Origin of the sequence: Paenibacillus sp. FSL P2-0136 (assembly GCF_037975325.1) — a bacterium.
Taxonomy (GTDB): domain Bacteria; phylum Bacillota; class Bacilli; order Paenibacillales; family Paenibacillaceae; genus Paenibacillus_AQ; species Paenibacillus_AQ silagei.
In genome coordinates, this window is record NZ_CP150244.1 from 2,671,711 (window position 1) to 2,688,136 (window position 16,426).

Below are 16,426 nucleotides of genomic sequence, written 5' to 3' on the forward strand. Positions count from 1 at the left end.
TAAAACCGGTCTACGCATAACGTCCTATCCTCGATTTAACCTTCTTGAGCAACGGTCCCGCCAGGGCTCTTGCCTTCCGGGCGCCTTCACTCAAGATTGTGTCGATCTGCTCTGGCTCTGCCATGAGATCATAGTATTTCTTCCGTGGCTCCTCCAGAGCAGCATTAACTACCTGGAATAGCTCATGCTTGGCCTCACCCCAGCTAATGCCACTTAGATATTTGTCTCTTAACTCCTGCACTTGAGTGGGCGTCGCAAATTCTTTATACAACAAGAAAATATTAGAGGTCTCCGGGTCTTTCGGTTCCTGCGGAAGTGTAGAGTCAGTTTTGATTTTGCTGATCAGCTTCTTCAGGTTCTCTGCCGTTTCGAAAAGCGGAATCGTATTGTTATAGCTTTTGCTCATTTTCCTCCCGTCAAGACCAGGAATCACCGCTGTGCTCTCATCGACAATATAGTCAGGCAACTTGAACGTATCTCCATAAACCCGGTTGAAGCTTTCGGCGATATCTCTGGCGATCTCCACATGCTGAATCTGGTCTTTACCGACAGGGACCTTGTCTGATTGGAACAGCAGAATGTCCGCAGCCATCAGAATCGGATAGGTGAACAGGCCCATATTAACACCAGTATCCGCATCCACGCCCAGTTGTTCATTTTGATCTTGGATCGCTTTGTAGGCATGCGCACGGTTCATCAGTCCTTTGGACGTCAGGCAGGCTAGAATCCAGCTCAGCTCGAAGACCTCCGGCACATCAGATTGTCTATAGAAAATCACCCGGTCCGGGTCGAGTCCGAGTGCCAGCCAAGTGGCTGCGATACTGTAAGACAGATCACTGAACTCGTCTCTATTCTGTATAAAATTTAACCCATGGTAGTCGGCAATGAAGTAGAGTGAAGTGCAATCACTGGCCCCGGCGATTTGCAGTGCAGGCTTGATTGCTCCGATGTAGTTCCCCAGATGGACTTTGCCCGTAGGTTTAATTCCTGTTAATACAATGTCATTACTCATATTATCCCTCCGTCTATAAAATCAAAAAGGGGTCTTCTCATCCTGAAAAGGACGAGAAAACCCCGTGGTGCCACCTTAGTTAGTCCGAACGGTGATCCGGACCGCTTGAACGTATCGAAACCTCACTATAGGTTTGAATACGCGTCTCTTGTAACGACGAGACTTTCGCCAAAGCCTACTTCCTGAAGGTTCGGTTTGGATGCTCAGAAGCCCACTTCGGCATATTCCCTACACTGATTCGCACCTACCATCAGCTCTCTGAAGTATTCGTTATGCGTACTCTCTTCGTCATTGCAAAGTTATATAATATTGAATTAGTGTATTTATACAGTACTTTCTGGAGAATGTCAAACTTTAGTTCGCGTAGGGTTAGGAGTGAGTCCATGCAGACCATACGAGCAAAGCTGGAGGAGCATACGGCAGTAATCCAAATTCCTCCTTGAAGTTGCCGCTGCGTCAAGTGATAGGATAGGGATGTGATCACAGGAAGGAGGGAGAAATGAACAGGACGGTTGTTAGCATACAGCAATTGTCGGAGCAACTCGGGCTGACGAGCCGCACCTTGCGGCACTGGGAAGCAGAAGGATTGTTTCAGAGTAAGAGAGAGGTATCTTCCGGCTGGCGTACCTACGATGAACATGCGCTTAAGTGTATCAGGATCACAGCGCTGCTGCGGAGAATGGATATCCCGATCAGAGAAATACAGGCTGTCTTGGATAAAAGTTCTGTGCCTGTGCTTAAGCAGGTTATACAGAACAGGATACTTGCTCTACAGGTGCACCAGGAAGAACTAGAACAGATGGGACAGCAATTACATCAGGTACTCGATTACCTGAATACTTCCAATAAGAGAACCTTCATTCAGGAGGAACTGCTTAGCGAAATGGAGAATGTCTTTATGAGTAATGTAACCGGACAGTCCACATTTAAAGTGATTACACTGCCAACTATGAGGGTAGCCTTTCATATCGTGGTAGACGTTTCTCCGGAAGACAAAGCGATGGGTCCTATCATGGATTGGTTGGAATCCGCAAATCTCTTGGGCACGGCGAGGTTATTCGGCGGGAATATGAAGCCTATGCCAAGTAGTGCAGGTAAACCCTATGGCTATGGAATGTGTGCGACAATTCCCGAAGGAATCAGCGTCCCCGAGCCTTTCGAGGAAATGATCCTGCCCGGCGGGCTATATGCCAAGCTGGACAGCAGTGAAGACATTGGAGGTTCCTGGAAGATGCTGATGGATCAATTAGCCCATAGCCCAAAGTACCGCTCTGACCGCAGCAGACTCTGTCTGGAAGAACATATCCGCAATGACAGCCCTGCGGGCGGTGGAAATTTGTATGACTTGAGTTTACTGGAACCTGTAGTGTTGAAGTGAAAGTAACTATACACAAGAAAAGAAGGGAAGTAAATGAACATTGAGTTCAGTAAAATCAGCCAGTTTGAACGGGGAACATTGCTTGAACTATTGAAGGATGCTTATTCCTTCGACCGCAGGTATGAGCAGAACTGTCTGGAGGATTGGCAGGAGTTCGACCACTTTTTCTTTGACAATCTGCAACTTGCGGATCAATATGGGTTCATGACTACGCTGCATGGTAAGGCTATTGGCTTCGTATCCTGGGACCCGAGGCAGATGCCCAGATACGCTGAAATCGGCCATAACTGTATTGCGACTGCCCACAAAGGCAAAGGCTACAGTACCATGCAGCTTCAAGAAGCGGTCGACCGAATCCTGCGGAATAAAGTCGGGCAGATTCGGGTGACCACTAATGATGATCTGATCCCCGCGCAGCGGATGTATGAGCGCGTTGGTTTTGTTTTGCAGCAGAAACGGCACATGGGTCCTGGCTCTGTACTTAAGGGTGAACATTGGGACTACGTGTATAGGGTATAAAGCCAGGAGGTACATACAATGAAACAGTCAGAGGTTACATTAAGTAAAGCTACGTTGGAGGATGCGGCGGATATTCATGCTATGCAGCTTCAGGCCTTTATGCCGCTCTTGGAGAAATATCAGGATTATGAGACAAATCCGGCTAATGAAACGTTGGAGAGGCTCGTAGAACGGATGAATCAGGATTTTGTTGATTACTATATCATCCGAAACGCCGGAAATGCTGTAGGCAGCATGAGAGTCAAGAAGACAGATGAGCATCATTACTGGCTCGGTCAATTATGTGTAGTTCCGCAATCCCAAAGCCAAGGCATCGCCCAGCAGGCATTCGCCCGGATTGAAGAGATCTATTCGGATGCGAAAACGTGGGGGCTGGCGACCGTCGTGCAGGAGGAGCGAAACTGCTACTTGTATGAAAAGCTGGGCTACAGAAGGACGGGTGAGACCCAACAGATCAACGACAGGCTGACCTTGTGTTTTTATGAGAAAAAGCTTGTTAAGCAAAGTTAATGCTGATAGCTAAGAAATACTGCATAAATTGCAACTCTGGTTGATTAATACCTAAGTTTCGGGAGAAATGTTGTATAAAAAGCAGGAATAGTTCCGTCCAGCTGTCTGGTGGATGCGGAAAGCTGCCTTTTGTGCAACATTTTTTGATTACGGGCCATAGAGTGAGCAGAATGTTGCAATATGTGCAGGATTGTCACAGTTCATCTAGTAAAATGTGTTCAAAAACTATTAGTTCAGCGGCCTCTTCTTAAGAAGGGGCTATTTATTGTACTCAAGTACTTGACAACTGTAACTATAGAAAGTAAAGTAAGGATATAAAATATCTTAATTTAAAGATAATATTTAACCAAATATCTTAAATTAAATATATAATTCGAATGAATCAACTTAGGAGGCCATTCAAATGAACAAGCAAACCATGGGTATTCATCATATCACCGCTATTGTCGGGCATCCGCAGGAGAATATGGACTTTTATGCAGGGGTACTGGGACTGCGGCTGGTGAAGCAAACGGTCAATTTCGACGATCCGGGAACGTATCACTTCTACTTCGGCAATGATGGCGGGAAGCCGGGAACGATTATTACCTTCTTCCCGTGGGCGGATGCGTATCAGGGTAAGATCGGCGGCGGGCAGGTTGGTGTGACTTCATATGTGATTCCGGTCGGGGCGATGGCGTTCTGGAGAGAGCGGCTCACGGCATTCAAGGTGGCTTACACAGAGATGGAGCGGTTCGGAGAGCACTACCTGGAATTCGATGATCCGCACGGTCTGCATCTGGAGCTGGTGGAACGGGAGGCGGGTGAGCGTAATGAATGGACCTTCAGCGGCGTAACCCCCGAGGTGGCGATCAAGGGCTTCGGCGGCGCAACACTGCTGTCCACTCAACCTGAACAAACGGCGGAGCTGCTGGAGAAGGTGATGGGACTTACATTCGCAGGGCAGGAAGGTGATGTCGCCCGTTACCATTCGGCTGCGGATCTGGGAAATGTGGTTGAGTTGAAGGTAACGGCTGTACCGCGCGGTGAAATGGGTGTCGGCACCGTACATCATATCGCCTGGAGAGCGAAGGATGACCAGGATCAGCTTGAATGGCAGGATTATGTGCATGATAATGGATATGGGGTAACACCGGTGCAGGACCGGAATTATTTCAACGCCATCTACTTCAGAGAGCATGGGGAGATTCTGTTCGAGATCGCTACCGATCCTCCGGGCTTCGCTCATGATGAAACGCCGGAGACGATGGGGACCAGCCTGATGCTGCCGGAACAATACGAGCCGCACAGAGCACAGATTGAACAAGTTCTGCTGCCGGTTACTGTAAGAGAGCTTGACTAATCTGCTTTGACATTAAAAAGGAGGCACGAGCATGATCACTATTGATCCGCAGCAAGGCACCGAACGGGATAATTATAAGCTTCTGGTCGGGACGATTATTCCGCGTCCGATTGCTTTTGTAACTACCTTGTCGGAAAATGGGGTCTTGAACGGTGCGCCGTTCAGCTACTTCAATATTGTATCCTCCAACCCGCCTATGATCTCTATCTCTATTCAGCATGCCGGGGGGCAGCCCAAGGATACTGCACGCAACATCAAGCACATGAAGGAGTTTGTGGTTCATATTGTGGATGAGCAGAATGTCAGACAAGTGAATATGACTGCCGCACCGTTGCCGCCTGACCAGAGTGAGATCGCCTTAGCAGGTATGACGCCTGTGGATAGCCATCGCATTAAGATCCCTGGCGTCCAGGAAGCGAAGGTGCGGATGGAATGTGTGTTGGAGCATTGCCTGGAGCTGCCTAATAATGACCTAGTGATCGGCAGGATCGTGCAGTTTCATATCGATGAAGAGATTTACGAACAGGGAAGGATTGATCCGGTACGATTAGGGGCGGTAAGCCGGTTGGCAGGGAATAACTATGCGGGGATTGGGGAGATTTTTGAGATCGAGAGACCGGTGTAACGGCTGTGCTGGTGAGCAGACGGTTAGCCGTTTCAGCGGGGAATACAAGGACAGGTTATCACCTAAACAACAAAACCCTGGCGCTTGCGCCAGGGTTAATTATGATTCAGGAAGTATTGCATACAAAGAAATAATATGCTAATGTTAGAAGACTGTTGACTATTTTTGAAAATCAGATCGGAGGTAACGCATCTTATTTATATCTTAATTATAGCAAAGGGATATCCGGTTTGTCAACCCGCCTGTTTGGGACTATTTCAAGAAAGAGGAGTGATCAGGTGATGGAGAAGGTAAGCAGCTGGGAGCAGGAGCAGGAGTGGCTGGAGCAGGTCAAAGAGAAGCTGAAATCGGGGATCGCAAGCCTGGAACCGGAGGTTGGTCAGCTGAAGGAGCAGGCCACAGACATCCGCCGGAGATTCTGGGAAGAGGTTACGGTCAATACGAGTACGGAGGAGGATTTCGAAGAGAGCTTCTTCACCATTACCCAGCAGGACGCAGTCCTGTCTGAACGGGAACGCAGTCATGCGCGGAAGCTGCGGCAATGGAAGAATATGCAGCGGCTGCTGCCGTCGCCTTATTTTGGCCGGATTGATTTTCACGAGGAGGGTCAGGAGGCTGTGGAACAGGTCTATATCGGAGTGTCCTCCTTCATCGAAGAGGATGGTCTGAGCTTCGTGGTCTATGACTGGCGGACCCCCATTGCGAGCCTGTACTACGACTATCCGCCAGGAAAAGCAGCCTTCGACACACCCGGAGGACGGATTAGCGGAACGATGGAACTGAAGCGACAGTACCAGATCCGTGACGGTCAGCTCCAGCATTTGTTCGATTCGAGCGTTACGATCGGAGATGAGCTGCTCCAGCAGGTGCTTGGCAAAGGCGCAGATTCACAAATGAAGAGCATTGTAGCCACGATTCAGGCGGAGCAGAACGCGATTATCCGTAACGATACGAGCCGGATGCTTATTGTGCAGGGAGCGGCGGGCAGCGGCAAAACCTCGGCAGCGCTCCAGCGCGTAGCCTACCTGCTGTACAAACACCGTGAGCGGCTGACGGCGGATCAGATCGTATTATTTTCCCCTAACCCGATGTTCAACAGCTATGTATCTACCGTTCTTCCGGAGCTGGGTGAAGAGAATATGCAGCAGGTCACCTTTCAGGAATATCTGGAAACGTGGCTGGGTCAGGATTACCGGATTGAAGATTCGTTCGATCAGATGGAGTACGTGCTTACCGCTCAGCAGGAAGAGGGGTATGAAGCCCGTCTCAAGGGAGTCGGATATAAGGCGTCGGAAGCCTTCCTCCGGGCACTTCAGGGTTATGCGCAGTGGCTGAAGCTGGAGGGGATGCTGTTCAAGGACATTCGCTTCCGGGACCGCGTGTTAATCTCGGGGGAGCAAATCAAGAGCAAGCTATACAGCTTTGATCCTTCGATTCGTCTGCCTAACCGGATTACGCTGGTGCAGAAATGGCTGCTCGAAGAGCTGGCCAGACTGCAAAAGCTGGAGCAGGGAGCCGCCTGGGTAGAGGAAGAGATGAATTACCTCGACAATGACCAATACGCTGAAGTATACCGGATGCTGCACAGGGAACGGGGCGTGTTTGATTTTGCCGAGAAATACCTCCGCCTTCAGGAATTGCTGGTCCACAAGCGCGAGCAGGATGAGAGTGACTTTGATTTCGCCGAACGGGAGGAAGAGCTGCTGGCCCAGATGATCGTGAAGGAGCAGTTCAAACCGCTGAGACGGGGGATCAGGAAATTCACCTTTATCGACATGAACGGGTTATACCGCGAGCTGTTCACTGATGAGCGGGCCTACCGGGAAATGACAGGGGAAGCAGAGGTGCCGGAGCTGTGGCTGGAGATCTGCGGGCAGACCCGGAAGATGCTGGATAGCGGGACACTCTGGTATGAAGATGCGACCCCGTATTTGTATTTAAAAGAGCTAATCGAAGGTGTGCGGACGAATACGCAGGTGCGGCATATTTTTGTGGATGAAGGCCAGGATTATTCCATGTTCCAGTATGAGTTCCTCAAAAAGCTGTTTCCGCGTGCCCGCATGACGGTGCTGGGAGACTTCGGCCAGGCGATCTTCACGCAGGCGACGAATCTGTATGGAAGCAGCTCACCGCTGCTGAAGCTCTATGGAGAAGAAGAGACTAGCCAGTTCCTGCTGGTCCGCAGCTACCGCTCGACCTTTGAGATTGTGGAGTTTACGAAGCGGCTGCTGCCCGGCGGCGAGGCGATTGTGGCTTTTGAACGGAGGGGCCGGAAGCCGGTATTGGCTAAGCTGGACAATCGTGAGTTGAGGGCGGAGCGCATCGTGAAAGATCTCGCGGAGCTTCAGGCTGAAGGCTATAGCTCCATCGCTGTGATTACGAAGACAGCCGCAGAGAGCAGAGAAGCTTATGAGTGCCTGACTGCCCAAGGTGGCGCCCCGGAGCTGAGGCTGATTACGAAGAATACGCCCACTTTTGAAAAAGGAATACAGGTGATCCCCGCTTATCTTGCCAAAGGCGTGGAGTTCGATGCCGTACTGATCTACGACGCCTCCCCGCAGACGTATCACAGGGAGAGCGAGCGGAAGCTTTTTTATACGGCATGTACTCGGGCTATGCACCGGCTGCAGTTGTATACTACAGGGGAGTGGACGCCGTTTGTCGGTGGGGTAGATGGGGCGTTGTATGAGCAGACAGTAGCTACGCTATAGATCTAAGAAGGCCTCTCCAATTTAATGGAGGGGTCTTTGCATGTTGAGCCTGGTTCAACTATGAGCACGCATTGAATGGATCTGTGATACTTTTTTCATATCAAAATACTCTTTAAATGATATTTCACCTATTAATAGTGATTTGTTACGCTTAAATGGCTATTAAAAAGGAGGTAAGAAGATGGAATATCGGAAATTGGGTGCCAGCGGCTTATCGGTCAGTGAGATTGCTTTTGGAAACTGGATTACGCATGGGGCTCAAGTGGATAATGACACAGCCAAAGCTTGTGTCCATGCTGCATTGAATGAGGGAATTACTACATTTGACACCGCAGATGTGTATTCGGACACGAAGGCGGAGACGGTGCTGGGACAAGTCTTAACAGGTGTGCGGCGGGAGAGCATCGAGCTATGTACCAAGGTCTATCAGCCTACAGGAACAGGCCCCAATGACCGGGGATTATCCCGGAAGCATATCATGGAAGCTTGTAACTCCTCGTTGAAAAGGCTGCAGACGGATTATATAGATATCTATTATGCTCATAGATTTGACAATAAGGTTTCGCTGGAGGAGACCTTCCTGGCCTTCTCTGATCTGGTGCGTCAAGGGAAGGTTCTGTATGTGGGGATAAGCGAATGGACGGCGGAACAGATCACACAAGCTGCGGTGTTGGCTCGGGAGCTGAGGGTTCCTCTGGTCGCTAGCCAGCCGCAATATTCAATGTTATGGCGGGTGATCGAAGCGGAGGTGATCCAGGCTTCCGAGCGTGAAGGGATCGGGCAGGTTGTCTGGTCACCGCTGGCCCAAGGCATTCTGTCGGGAAAATATCTGCCGAATCAACCGGTTCCGCAGGGGTCCCGCGCTTCGACTTCGGCGGGTTCTCCGTTTTTTGAACGATTGGCTGGCCAGTGGCTGCACACAGAGGTTCTTACGGCGGTCTCCCGGCTGTCCTCACTTGCACACGAAGCGGGGCTGACACTGCCGCAATTGGCCATCGCATGGGTGCTGCAGAATCCGCAGGTGTCGGCTGCAATCATTGGGGCATCCAGACCAGAGCAGGTACAAGAGAATGTTAAGGCTTCAGGGGTGCGTCTTGGATCTGATTTGCTGAGTGAGATCGACAGAATATTAGAGGGGCTAGTTGAGCGTGATCCTGCAAAAACCGGGTGAATAACGCTGTCCGCTCACCTTTCACCTGGAATTATGTTCTTGTAAAATCTCTATAAATGCAGAGAGGATGGCCTGATTCGTATCCGTTCTCCAGGCGGCATAGAAGGGGACAGGCGGGACATTGTCTTCAAAGGGTCTGAATACGACTCCGCTGCGCTGGAAGACGGAAACTGAAGAAGGGACAATGGAAACCCCCAGGTTCGCTGCCACAAGGTTCACAATGGTATACATTTGTACGGCTTCCTGTACAACCTGAGGGTAGACATCATGCTCAGCGCAAAAGCCCATAATCAGATCATGAAAAGGAAGACCGTGCTTACGGGGAAAGAAGATAAAAGGCTCGGAACGCAAAGCGGAGACTGGCAATGCAGGCAGCTTGGCGAGCGGATGTTGATCAGGCAATACGGCAACCAGAGTTTCGTTGATCAAGCTGCAATGATTAATATTCTGTGCCGGCTCAATGAAGCGCATGAATCCAATATGGATGGTACCGTCATGCAACGCCTGCCATTGCTGGGCAGAAGTCATCTCCAGCAGGTTCAGCTGTATTTGAGGGAACCTTTGCCGGAAGATTTTGAGCACATCGACCATGATTCCGCCCTCTGCTGAACCTATGAAAGCGATGTTCAAATGTCCAATGATGCCTTGGCTTGCCAGCTGTACAGTTTGAATAGACCGCTCCAGTTGAGATAAAACCCGGCTGGCTTCCTCATAAAAAACAGCTCCCGCCGGTGTGAGGCGGACCTGACGCTTGTTCCGTTCAAATAGCTTCACGCCAAGCTCATGTTCCAGAGCTTGAATCTGCTGGGTCAACGGAGGCTGTGTCATATGTAATTTCTCTGCGGCACGATGGAAATGAAGCTCTTCCGCAACCGCAATGAAGTATTTTAATTTTCGTATATCCATTGTTGTGGTCCTCTTTTCCGGTGCATAATGACTGAACGAGTCGTGAAGGCCGTTTTACATGAATGCTCACAAGAAGTTCCACGATTCCTTTTGGCATTATAGCATATAAGGAGAGTAACTTATTGACATTAACAATTAGTTACACTAAACTGTAACATATACAGTGTAGTGTAACTTTTTTTTGTTTGGATAAGAAAGGGGAGTACGATGCATACGTACACTGCTAAGCAGTTGGCTGAAGTGCTACAGAATGAAGATCCGCAGATGAATCTGCGGACAGTCAGGTACTATACGCAGATCGGGATGCTGCCGCCGCTGGAACTGGTAGGCAATAAGAGGGCGTATACAGATAGTCATTTGCATTATTTACGGGCGATCCTTGTATTAACCAGGAGCGGCGAGACGCTGGCCTCGGCCCAAGAGAAGTTAGCCGGACTGACGATGGACGAAGTCATGAAGCTGGGCGATAACCTGCGGCTCTACCAATCGGATCAGATGCTCCAGAGTGAGATGCATGTTGTTAGTGAGGATGTCATTCTCTCTATTAGCCCGCGGATCACCCCGGCGCTCAAAGAGAAGATGGTTGAAGCGCTCACCCGTTTAGTTCAAGAGGAGGGGCAGGTATGATCCAAATGCGTTTTGCAAAATCTGCTATAGAGCAGGAAGAAGGAATGAATCATCTCTGGCTTCACATCGCGCTGCCCGGCGGGGTGCAGAATACCCGCTTACAATTAATCCTTCCGGCAGGGCTTCACCGGTCCCCTAATCTGAATGGTGCTGTTGAAGACAGCAGTGGGAGAATATGGATTGACGATACGCAGTCAGTAACGGACCTGTACGTTGAAATCTTCACCCGGGAGCCGGTCCCTTGCGGGGAGAATAGTATGGCGGTTGAATTGTCTTACACGGATAGGGATGGAACCGGTACCAGTGTTAAGCAGGTGATTCCGCTGAAGGTCGTGTCTGAGGAGGAGTCGGTGGAGATTCATACCGATGAGGAAGTGGTGCGCAGAATTAAAGAACTGCGACTTCCACAAGACAAAAGTGAGTTGAATGAGTATAACGAATACACCCCGGCCAAGCTAATCAGGCTTGATTCCAACGCTATGTCGGAATGGGAGAAGAAATACCGCGTGGAAGGGGCTAAGATCGAGATCATATGAGAACCCAATTACCATTATTCATTATCACCGGAGCCAGCGGAGTAGGTAAAACCACGGTCATGCATGAGTTGAGGGAGCAGATGCCGGAATTTGTTCTGTTCAGTACGGATGACGATAATTTCGGGACGACGGGGAAGAAGCTAGAGTATCAGGACCGGTATAATGTGCTGTTTCATTGTGCGCGTGCGGTTGCGTTATCCGGGAGAGGAACGATTATTTGCGGGACGATGATGCCCTGGGACGCCAAGAAATGCGATGTTTACGATGCCTTCAATGAAGTGCACTTTATTAACCTGCATTGTGACGATGCCACCCGAAATGCCCGCCTGCGGGGCCGGGAGGATGCAGCGACCTGGACAGAGGACATGCTCAGGCAGCACGAGGAATTCGCGCAGTGGCTGCTGGACCATGCCGATACGGAATATGATCCGCCGATGCCGACTTTTGACACCACTTCTACACCTACGGCCGCGCTGGCGGAACAGATCAAGGAGTATATTAAAGAAAAATGGAAGGGCAGCACGGGAATTGTCTCTTAGGTGAATAAATCTGCGGTGTATAGGATGGTTTACTTTCTGTTCGTGTGTAAAAGCTTAAGGCCATCCCGGTAGGGATGGCCTTTGAACTATTTTAGGTTATCCCACAGCGCCTGGAAGGCACCGGGCTCAACCTCGAAGAATACTGGCGCATTGCCGTAGCGCACAAGTCCCTTGCCGAACAAGGTTAGCTCTACCCGGGCTTTGTCAGCAAGTTCGAGGTAAACCAGCTTGCGGTCCTCATTGTCATAGATGCCTTGCGCCATGAGCGAGTCTGCGGACAGCGGCTTGGCGGCATTAAGCGCGCTCATGAAGCCGTTAAGCGCTGCGCCTTCCGGCAGCGGCAGGTATTGCTGTTTACCGTTATTCCAGCTGTCGAAGCTCTCCCACTGGGCGGAGGCGATGCGCCCGTCCAGGTTCAGCTTGCCGATCAGATCGGCTCCGCTGTTCACGGTAATTCCGTTCGTATGCTCGTACAGCTCGGCGAACACCTGGCCGTCCACCTCTGTATAGGACATGACCAGGAAGCCGGAATCATATCCTTTGACAGCATAGATATCCGTCTCTCCGATGTTCGAGGCCAGTTCCGTATACTCATCCTTGCCGCTCCATTCATCAATCCCGCTGGTCGTGCGGCCCAGCTTCTCCCCGCGCAGTGCAGCCGCATCGCCTGCTTCAATGCGGATCGCCGCCTGGGTATATATATTGCCCTGGTAGACGACCAGGCCGATCATATCGGCCACAGCACCGGAGCTTTTATCCGGCAGCTCGATCTTGGGAATAACGACTCCGGCAGTGTTCCCCGCAGGCGTGCCCGGATCTACCTGGGCTACTTGATTCGGGGAAGCTGTACCATTTAGCTGCTTCATCACGCTTGGTCCGGCCAGGCCGATTCCGGCAGCGACCAGCACGCTTGCTGCGATATAGACCATTTTACGCGGACGGCGCTTTTGTTCCATTTTACCTTCAAAACCTTGCTTCATTTCTCTGCTTGAACTCATAGTATCCACCGCTTTCTTATATTGGGTTCGAAACTGATCTTCCTTCATTCCGCTTCTGCTCCTTCCAGCTCCAGTCTTAACAGCTGCCGTCCGCGCTGAAGTCTCATCTTCACGGCAGACTCGCTGATCTGCAGAATTCTGCTGATCTCCTGGACAGGGTAATCCTCATAATAGTATAGATGAATGACAGTCTTATACTTCACCGGCAGTGCCAGCACGAGCTGCAAGACCGCCAGCTCCTCGGGGTTATCGGCCGTAACCGGCTCCACCCCTTCGAGCTTGACCTCGCGCTTGCGCCAGCCTCTGCCCAGCAGATTCTTGCAATGATTGGTGATGACCCGGATCAGCCAGGCCTTCTGGTGTTCGTCATCTTTGAATACGGGAGCCTTCTCCATCAGCTTGATGAAGGTGTCCTGCGTAGCCTCTTCGGCATCCTGGCGGCCGCCCAGATGAACCAGGGCAATCCGGTACAGCATATCTGCATATTGTTCGTAGCTCTTCATCACAGGATGGCCCGGCCGGGTCATGGGTTGCTGCATGAGGTTGTGCCCTCCTTTATCTATAACACCCTTTAGGACGGCATCCGGTCACATTTTGTTTCCGGGAATTTATTCTGCTTGTTCTAAGCTCACCCTGATACAGCAAAAAACAGGGGATGAAGAAGTCCAAGACTTCCTCATCCCCTGCGATAGAGGCCGTATGAAGCAGCCGGCTCATCCGGCCGCTTGTCTGTTTGCAGCAATCCCGCTGTTACTCCGGCGTTCCTTGGGTTACCCCGTGTACATAAGTCTTCCAGGGGGTGTCCAGCGCCCCTTGGCCCGGATTGTAAGTGAAGAAATACTCTACAGAATCGCCTTGCTGCACGTTATTGACCGCGTAGGTGTAATTGCCGTTGCCTCCGGAGGTCATGGCTACGTTCTGCTGGCCGCCGCCGTTGATCTTGTAATGCAGATCGGCGAAGGTGGCGCCGTTCACATAAAAGAGCAGGTTATTGCCTGTTTTCTTCAAGCCGCGCACCTGATCGCCGATCACAATGGTTGTTGGCGGCGGGGAGACTACAGTGATTGTGCTGCTGGAGGTTTTGTTACCATCCGCGGTTGTTGCAGTAACGGTAGTGGTTCCCGTTGCAATTCCGGTAACAAGACCACTCTGGCTCACTGATGCAATGTTGCTGTTCGCTACAGTCCAGTTTACCTGTTTGTTGGACGCACCGGAAGGTGCTACGTTAGCTGTTAACTGGACATTCTGCCCAATCTCCACTTGGGAGGTTGACGGAGTTACGGTAATGCCGCTAACCGGAACGGTACCCGGATTGCCCGGGTTCCCGGGATTTCCGCCGCCGCTGCCTTCCTTATACACCCGTACATAATCGACCTGCATCGTTGCCGGAATATCGGACGGAGCCGGAGTCAGTCCGCCGTCGAAATGTCCGCCCACTGCCAGATTCATAATCAGATAGAAGGGCTTGTCGAAGGGAGCATTAGGGTTGTTCGGTGCCGCTACAGAATACCACTGCACTCTATTGACCTTGAAGAAGAATTTGCCGTCCACATACCATTTCACGTTGTCTTCTTCCCAGACCATGGAATATACGTGATAGTCGTTCGCAAAGGTCTGACCTTGCGGGAAATGATATTCCCCGGCAATATACTTGTTCACCGGCCATTGTCCGCCGAAGTGAACCGCGCCGCTGGTCGTGCCGGGCAGCCGTCCTTTGGCTTCCATAATGTCAATCTCGCCGGATGCCGCCCAGGCACCGTAAGCCGCATCTTGTGGAAGCATCCACAAGGCTGGCCAGATACCGTTCCCTGTCGGCAGCTTGGCACGGATGTCCACCCGGCCGTACTGGAAGGATAGATGGTCTTTGGTGTTGATTTTGCCGGAGGAATATTGTGCATACCGGTTCGGGTCCTGCGGGAAGGACTTCGGATCGTTCTTGGCCCGGATATTCAGTTGTCCGTTCTGGACAAATACATTCTCGGTACTATTCGTATAATGCTGCAGCTCGTTATTCCCCCAGCCCCAGCTGTTAGGGTCATTGGTGATATAGTAACCCTGCTCATAGTTCCACTTGCTGGTATCCAGTGCGGTTCCGCTGAACTCATCCTGCCAGAGCAGGTTCATGCCCGCTACGGCAGGATCTGATGGAGTACCCAACGTAATATCTTCCTGATCGCTTTCATCTGGACGCGGGGCATTCGGATTGCCGGTGAAGGTATAATACACATAATTGCTGCCGATATTGCCGCCCTGCTGGCCGTTTAACGGATAGCCGATGCGGATCTCCATATTCTCCTGGATCGGCTGGAACCACAATCCATACACATAATCTGCCCAATAGCCCCACTGGTTCGCCGCAGACATATTGTTATAGCCGTTGCCTGCGTAGACGAAGCCGCTCTGGGCGGAATTGCTCAGATCGACCCACTGGCCGCCGATTTTGATCTGATACACATATTTGTTCAGCTCGCTGCCGATTGGTGCGCCCCCGTCAATTTTCGGCAAAGGGAAACCGATAGATCCGTTGTTATCCGCAGTGAAAGCTGTACCTTCATAAGCGGATAGGACATAGGAAGTTCTGACGGGCTGATTGAAGGTAAGGGTGTAGATCAGATTGGCTGATGAGGTCTTAGATTGCAGCTTCACATTGATCGATTCGGTGATGTTGAACCAGTATCCGCCGCCGCCTTCGGTGAACTGGCCGAAGTTGCTGTCGTAGATCCAGCCGCTGGCTGCATTGTTATCAATGTCAATCCAGGTGCTGCTGTTCACCGGCTTCACATAAACCTTCAGATCATCGGCCACAGCTTCATAGGTGAGCGCCGGATCATTATTGAAGGTAGGATAGGTGAAGCCAGCGCCGCCGGTGAAGCCTGCTGCAATCTGCGGTCCTTGGGTCGGCGTCATCGCGCTGATCGTTGTCTTGTTCAGGTTCTGAAAAGCCAGTGTATAATTCAGCGTAACCCCGCTATTCGCCTTGGAGTAGAGCTGGATCTCGGTTGTAGCCGAGAGGGTAAACCAGTAGCCGTTCTGGCCTCCGTCGCTCCAGTGTCCCCAGTTCTGGTTGTAGACAAAGCCGCCAACGCTGTCGATGTCTACCCAATTGCCATTTACTTTCACTTTGACGCCTACATCATCCGAAACATCGCTCCAGGACGCAGCCCCGCCGTTGAATACCGGCATCACGAACCCGTAGCTCGCCTGCCCGACGCCTGATTTGGAGATGACCGGACCGTCTGCCGATGAGAAATAAGCCATCGAACTAACCGTGGTTCCTGCGGCCTCTGCGCGCTGAATGCCTGAAGCAGGGAGCTGGCCGATGCCGGACAGCAGCAGCAGGACCAGGAACAGACTAAGCACCTTCCGCTTGAAACCGGGTTGCGTTTGCACAGTATAAAGTCGCTTCATACTTGCCCTCCTTTAATTAAATGGTAGTGAAGGTAACCGCTTACATATGAGAGAACATCTTTATTCTATCGAAACTTATATCCCGCTAAAAGGGACAATCTTTTTTGTTTTGACCCAATTTTTTGGGTCGCTTAGCTGCTGCGG

The 16,426-nt window shown here is 51.0% G+C and carries 15 protein-coding genes and 1 other annotated feature; of the genes, 10 read left to right on the forward strand and 5 right to left on the reverse strand.

What is annotated here, in order from left to right; translation table 11 throughout:
- Positions 1-10: 10 nt before the first annotated feature.
- On the reverse strand, positions 11-1,012 hold the full coding sequence (locus tag NYE26_RS10920; protein WP_339255724.1) for a tryptophan--tRNA ligase: 1,002 nt from the start codon (positions 1,010-1,012) through the stop codon (positions 11-13).
- Between the two features lie 44 nt (positions 1,013-1,056).
- Positions 1,057-1,313: a binding site (T-box leader), on the reverse strand.
- Between the two features lie 198 nt (positions 1,314-1,511).
- Here NYE26_RS10920 and NYE26_RS10925 point away from each other — a divergent pair.
- The 7 genes from NYE26_RS10925 to NYE26_RS10955 all read left to right on the forward strand — a co-directional run bounded on the left by NYE26_RS10925 (position 1,512) and on the right by NYE26_RS10955 (position 9,268).
- Entirely contained in the window at positions 1,512-2,390 is an 879-nt protein-coding gene (locus tag NYE26_RS10925; RefSeq protein ID WP_339255726.1) for a MerR family transcriptional regulator, read from the forward strand.
- Between the two features lie 33 nt (positions 2,391-2,423).
- Positions 2,424-2,909: a GNAT family N-acetyltransferase gene (locus NYE26_RS10930; RefSeq protein ID WP_339255728.1), complete on the forward strand. Its 486-nt coding sequence runs from the start codon at positions 2,424-2,426 to the stop codon at positions 2,907-2,909.
- Between the two features lie 18 nt (positions 2,910-2,927).
- Positions 2,928-3,419 (forward strand): GNAT family N-acetyltransferase, encoded by a 492-nt coding sequence (locus NYE26_RS10935; protein WP_339255730.1) that lies wholly within the window; start codon positions 2,928-2,930, stop codon positions 3,417-3,419.
- 403 nt (positions 3,420-3,822) lie between these two features.
- Positions 3,823-4,761 (forward strand): ring-cleaving dioxygenase, encoded by a 939-nt coding sequence (locus NYE26_RS10940; protein WP_339255732.1) that lies wholly within the window; start codon positions 3,823-3,825, stop codon positions 4,759-4,761.
- Between the two features lie 31 nt (positions 4,762-4,792).
- Positions 4,793-5,386, forward strand: a complete 594-nt coding sequence (locus tag NYE26_RS10945; protein WP_339255734.1) for a flavin reductase family protein — start codon at positions 4,793-4,795, stop codon at positions 5,384-5,386.
- Between the two features lie 281 nt (positions 5,387-5,667).
- A complete protein-coding gene (gene helD, locus NYE26_RS10950) occupies positions 5,668-8,097 on the forward strand; it encodes an RNA polymerase recycling motor HelD (RefSeq protein WP_339255736.1) in 2,430 nt (809 codons plus the stop codon).
- A 181-nt stretch (positions 8,098-8,278) separates the two neighbouring features.
- Positions 8,279-9,268 (forward strand): aldo/keto reductase family protein, encoded by a 990-nt coding sequence (locus tag NYE26_RS10955; RefSeq protein ID WP_339255738.1) that lies wholly within the window; start codon positions 8,279-8,281, stop codon positions 9,266-9,268.
- A 21-nt stretch (positions 9,269-9,289) separates the two neighbouring features.
- On the opposite strand, the gene NYE26_RS10960 is transcribed toward NYE26_RS10955, so the two are convergent.
- Positions 9,290-10,174 carry a LysR substrate-binding domain-containing protein gene (locus tag NYE26_RS10960; protein WP_339255740.1) on the reverse strand — a complete coding sequence of 295 codons (885 nt, stop codon included), beginning with the start codon at positions 10,172-10,174 and terminating at the stop codon, positions 9,290-9,292.
- A 240-nt stretch (positions 10,175-10,414) separates the two neighbouring features.
- Here NYE26_RS10960 and NYE26_RS10965 point away from each other — a divergent pair, with 240 nt between their 5' ends.
- Genes NYE26_RS10965 through NYE26_RS10975 form a run of 3 tightly spaced genes read left to right on the forward strand, consistent with a single transcriptional unit; the run spans position 10,415 to position 11,876 of the window.
- Positions 10,415-10,801, forward strand: a complete 387-nt coding sequence (locus NYE26_RS10965; RefSeq protein WP_339257437.1) for a MerR family transcriptional regulator — start codon at positions 10,415-10,417, stop codon at positions 10,799-10,801.
- Positions 10,798-11,337 carry a hypothetical protein gene (locus NYE26_RS10970; protein WP_339255742.1) on the forward strand — a complete coding sequence of 180 codons (540 nt, stop codon included), beginning with the start codon at positions 10,798-10,800 and terminating at the stop codon, positions 11,335-11,337. Before NYE26_RS10965 ends, NYE26_RS10970 begins: the two co-directional genes overlap by 4 nt.
- Positions 11,334-11,876, forward strand: a complete 543-nt coding sequence (locus tag NYE26_RS10975) for an AAA family ATPase (protein ID WP_339255744.1) — start codon at positions 11,334-11,336, stop codon at positions 11,874-11,876. The genes NYE26_RS10970 and NYE26_RS10975 overlap by 4 nt, the downstream gene beginning before the upstream one ends.
- Positions 11,877-11,962: 86 nt before the next feature.
- On the opposite strand, the gene NYE26_RS10980 is transcribed toward NYE26_RS10975, so the two are convergent.
- The 3 genes from NYE26_RS10980 to NYE26_RS10990 all read right to left on the reverse strand — a co-directional run bounded on the left by NYE26_RS10980 (position 11,963) and on the right by NYE26_RS10990 (position 16,282).
- Positions 11,963-12,856, reverse strand: coding sequence for a hypothetical protein (locus NYE26_RS10980; protein ID WP_339255745.1), 894 nt, complete (start codon positions 12,854-12,856; stop codon positions 11,963-11,965).
- A 62-nt stretch (positions 12,857-12,918) separates the two neighbouring features.
- Positions 12,919-13,413, reverse strand: a complete 495-nt coding sequence (locus NYE26_RS10985) for an RNA polymerase sigma factor (protein WP_339255747.1) — start codon at positions 13,411-13,413, stop codon at positions 12,919-12,921.
- 211 nt (positions 13,414-13,624) lie between these two features.
- Positions 13,625-16,282, reverse strand: coding sequence for a family 16 glycosylhydrolase (locus NYE26_RS10990; protein ID WP_339255749.1), 2,658 nt, complete (start codon positions 16,280-16,282; stop codon positions 13,625-13,627).
- Positions 16,283-16,426 lie beyond the last annotated feature (144 nt).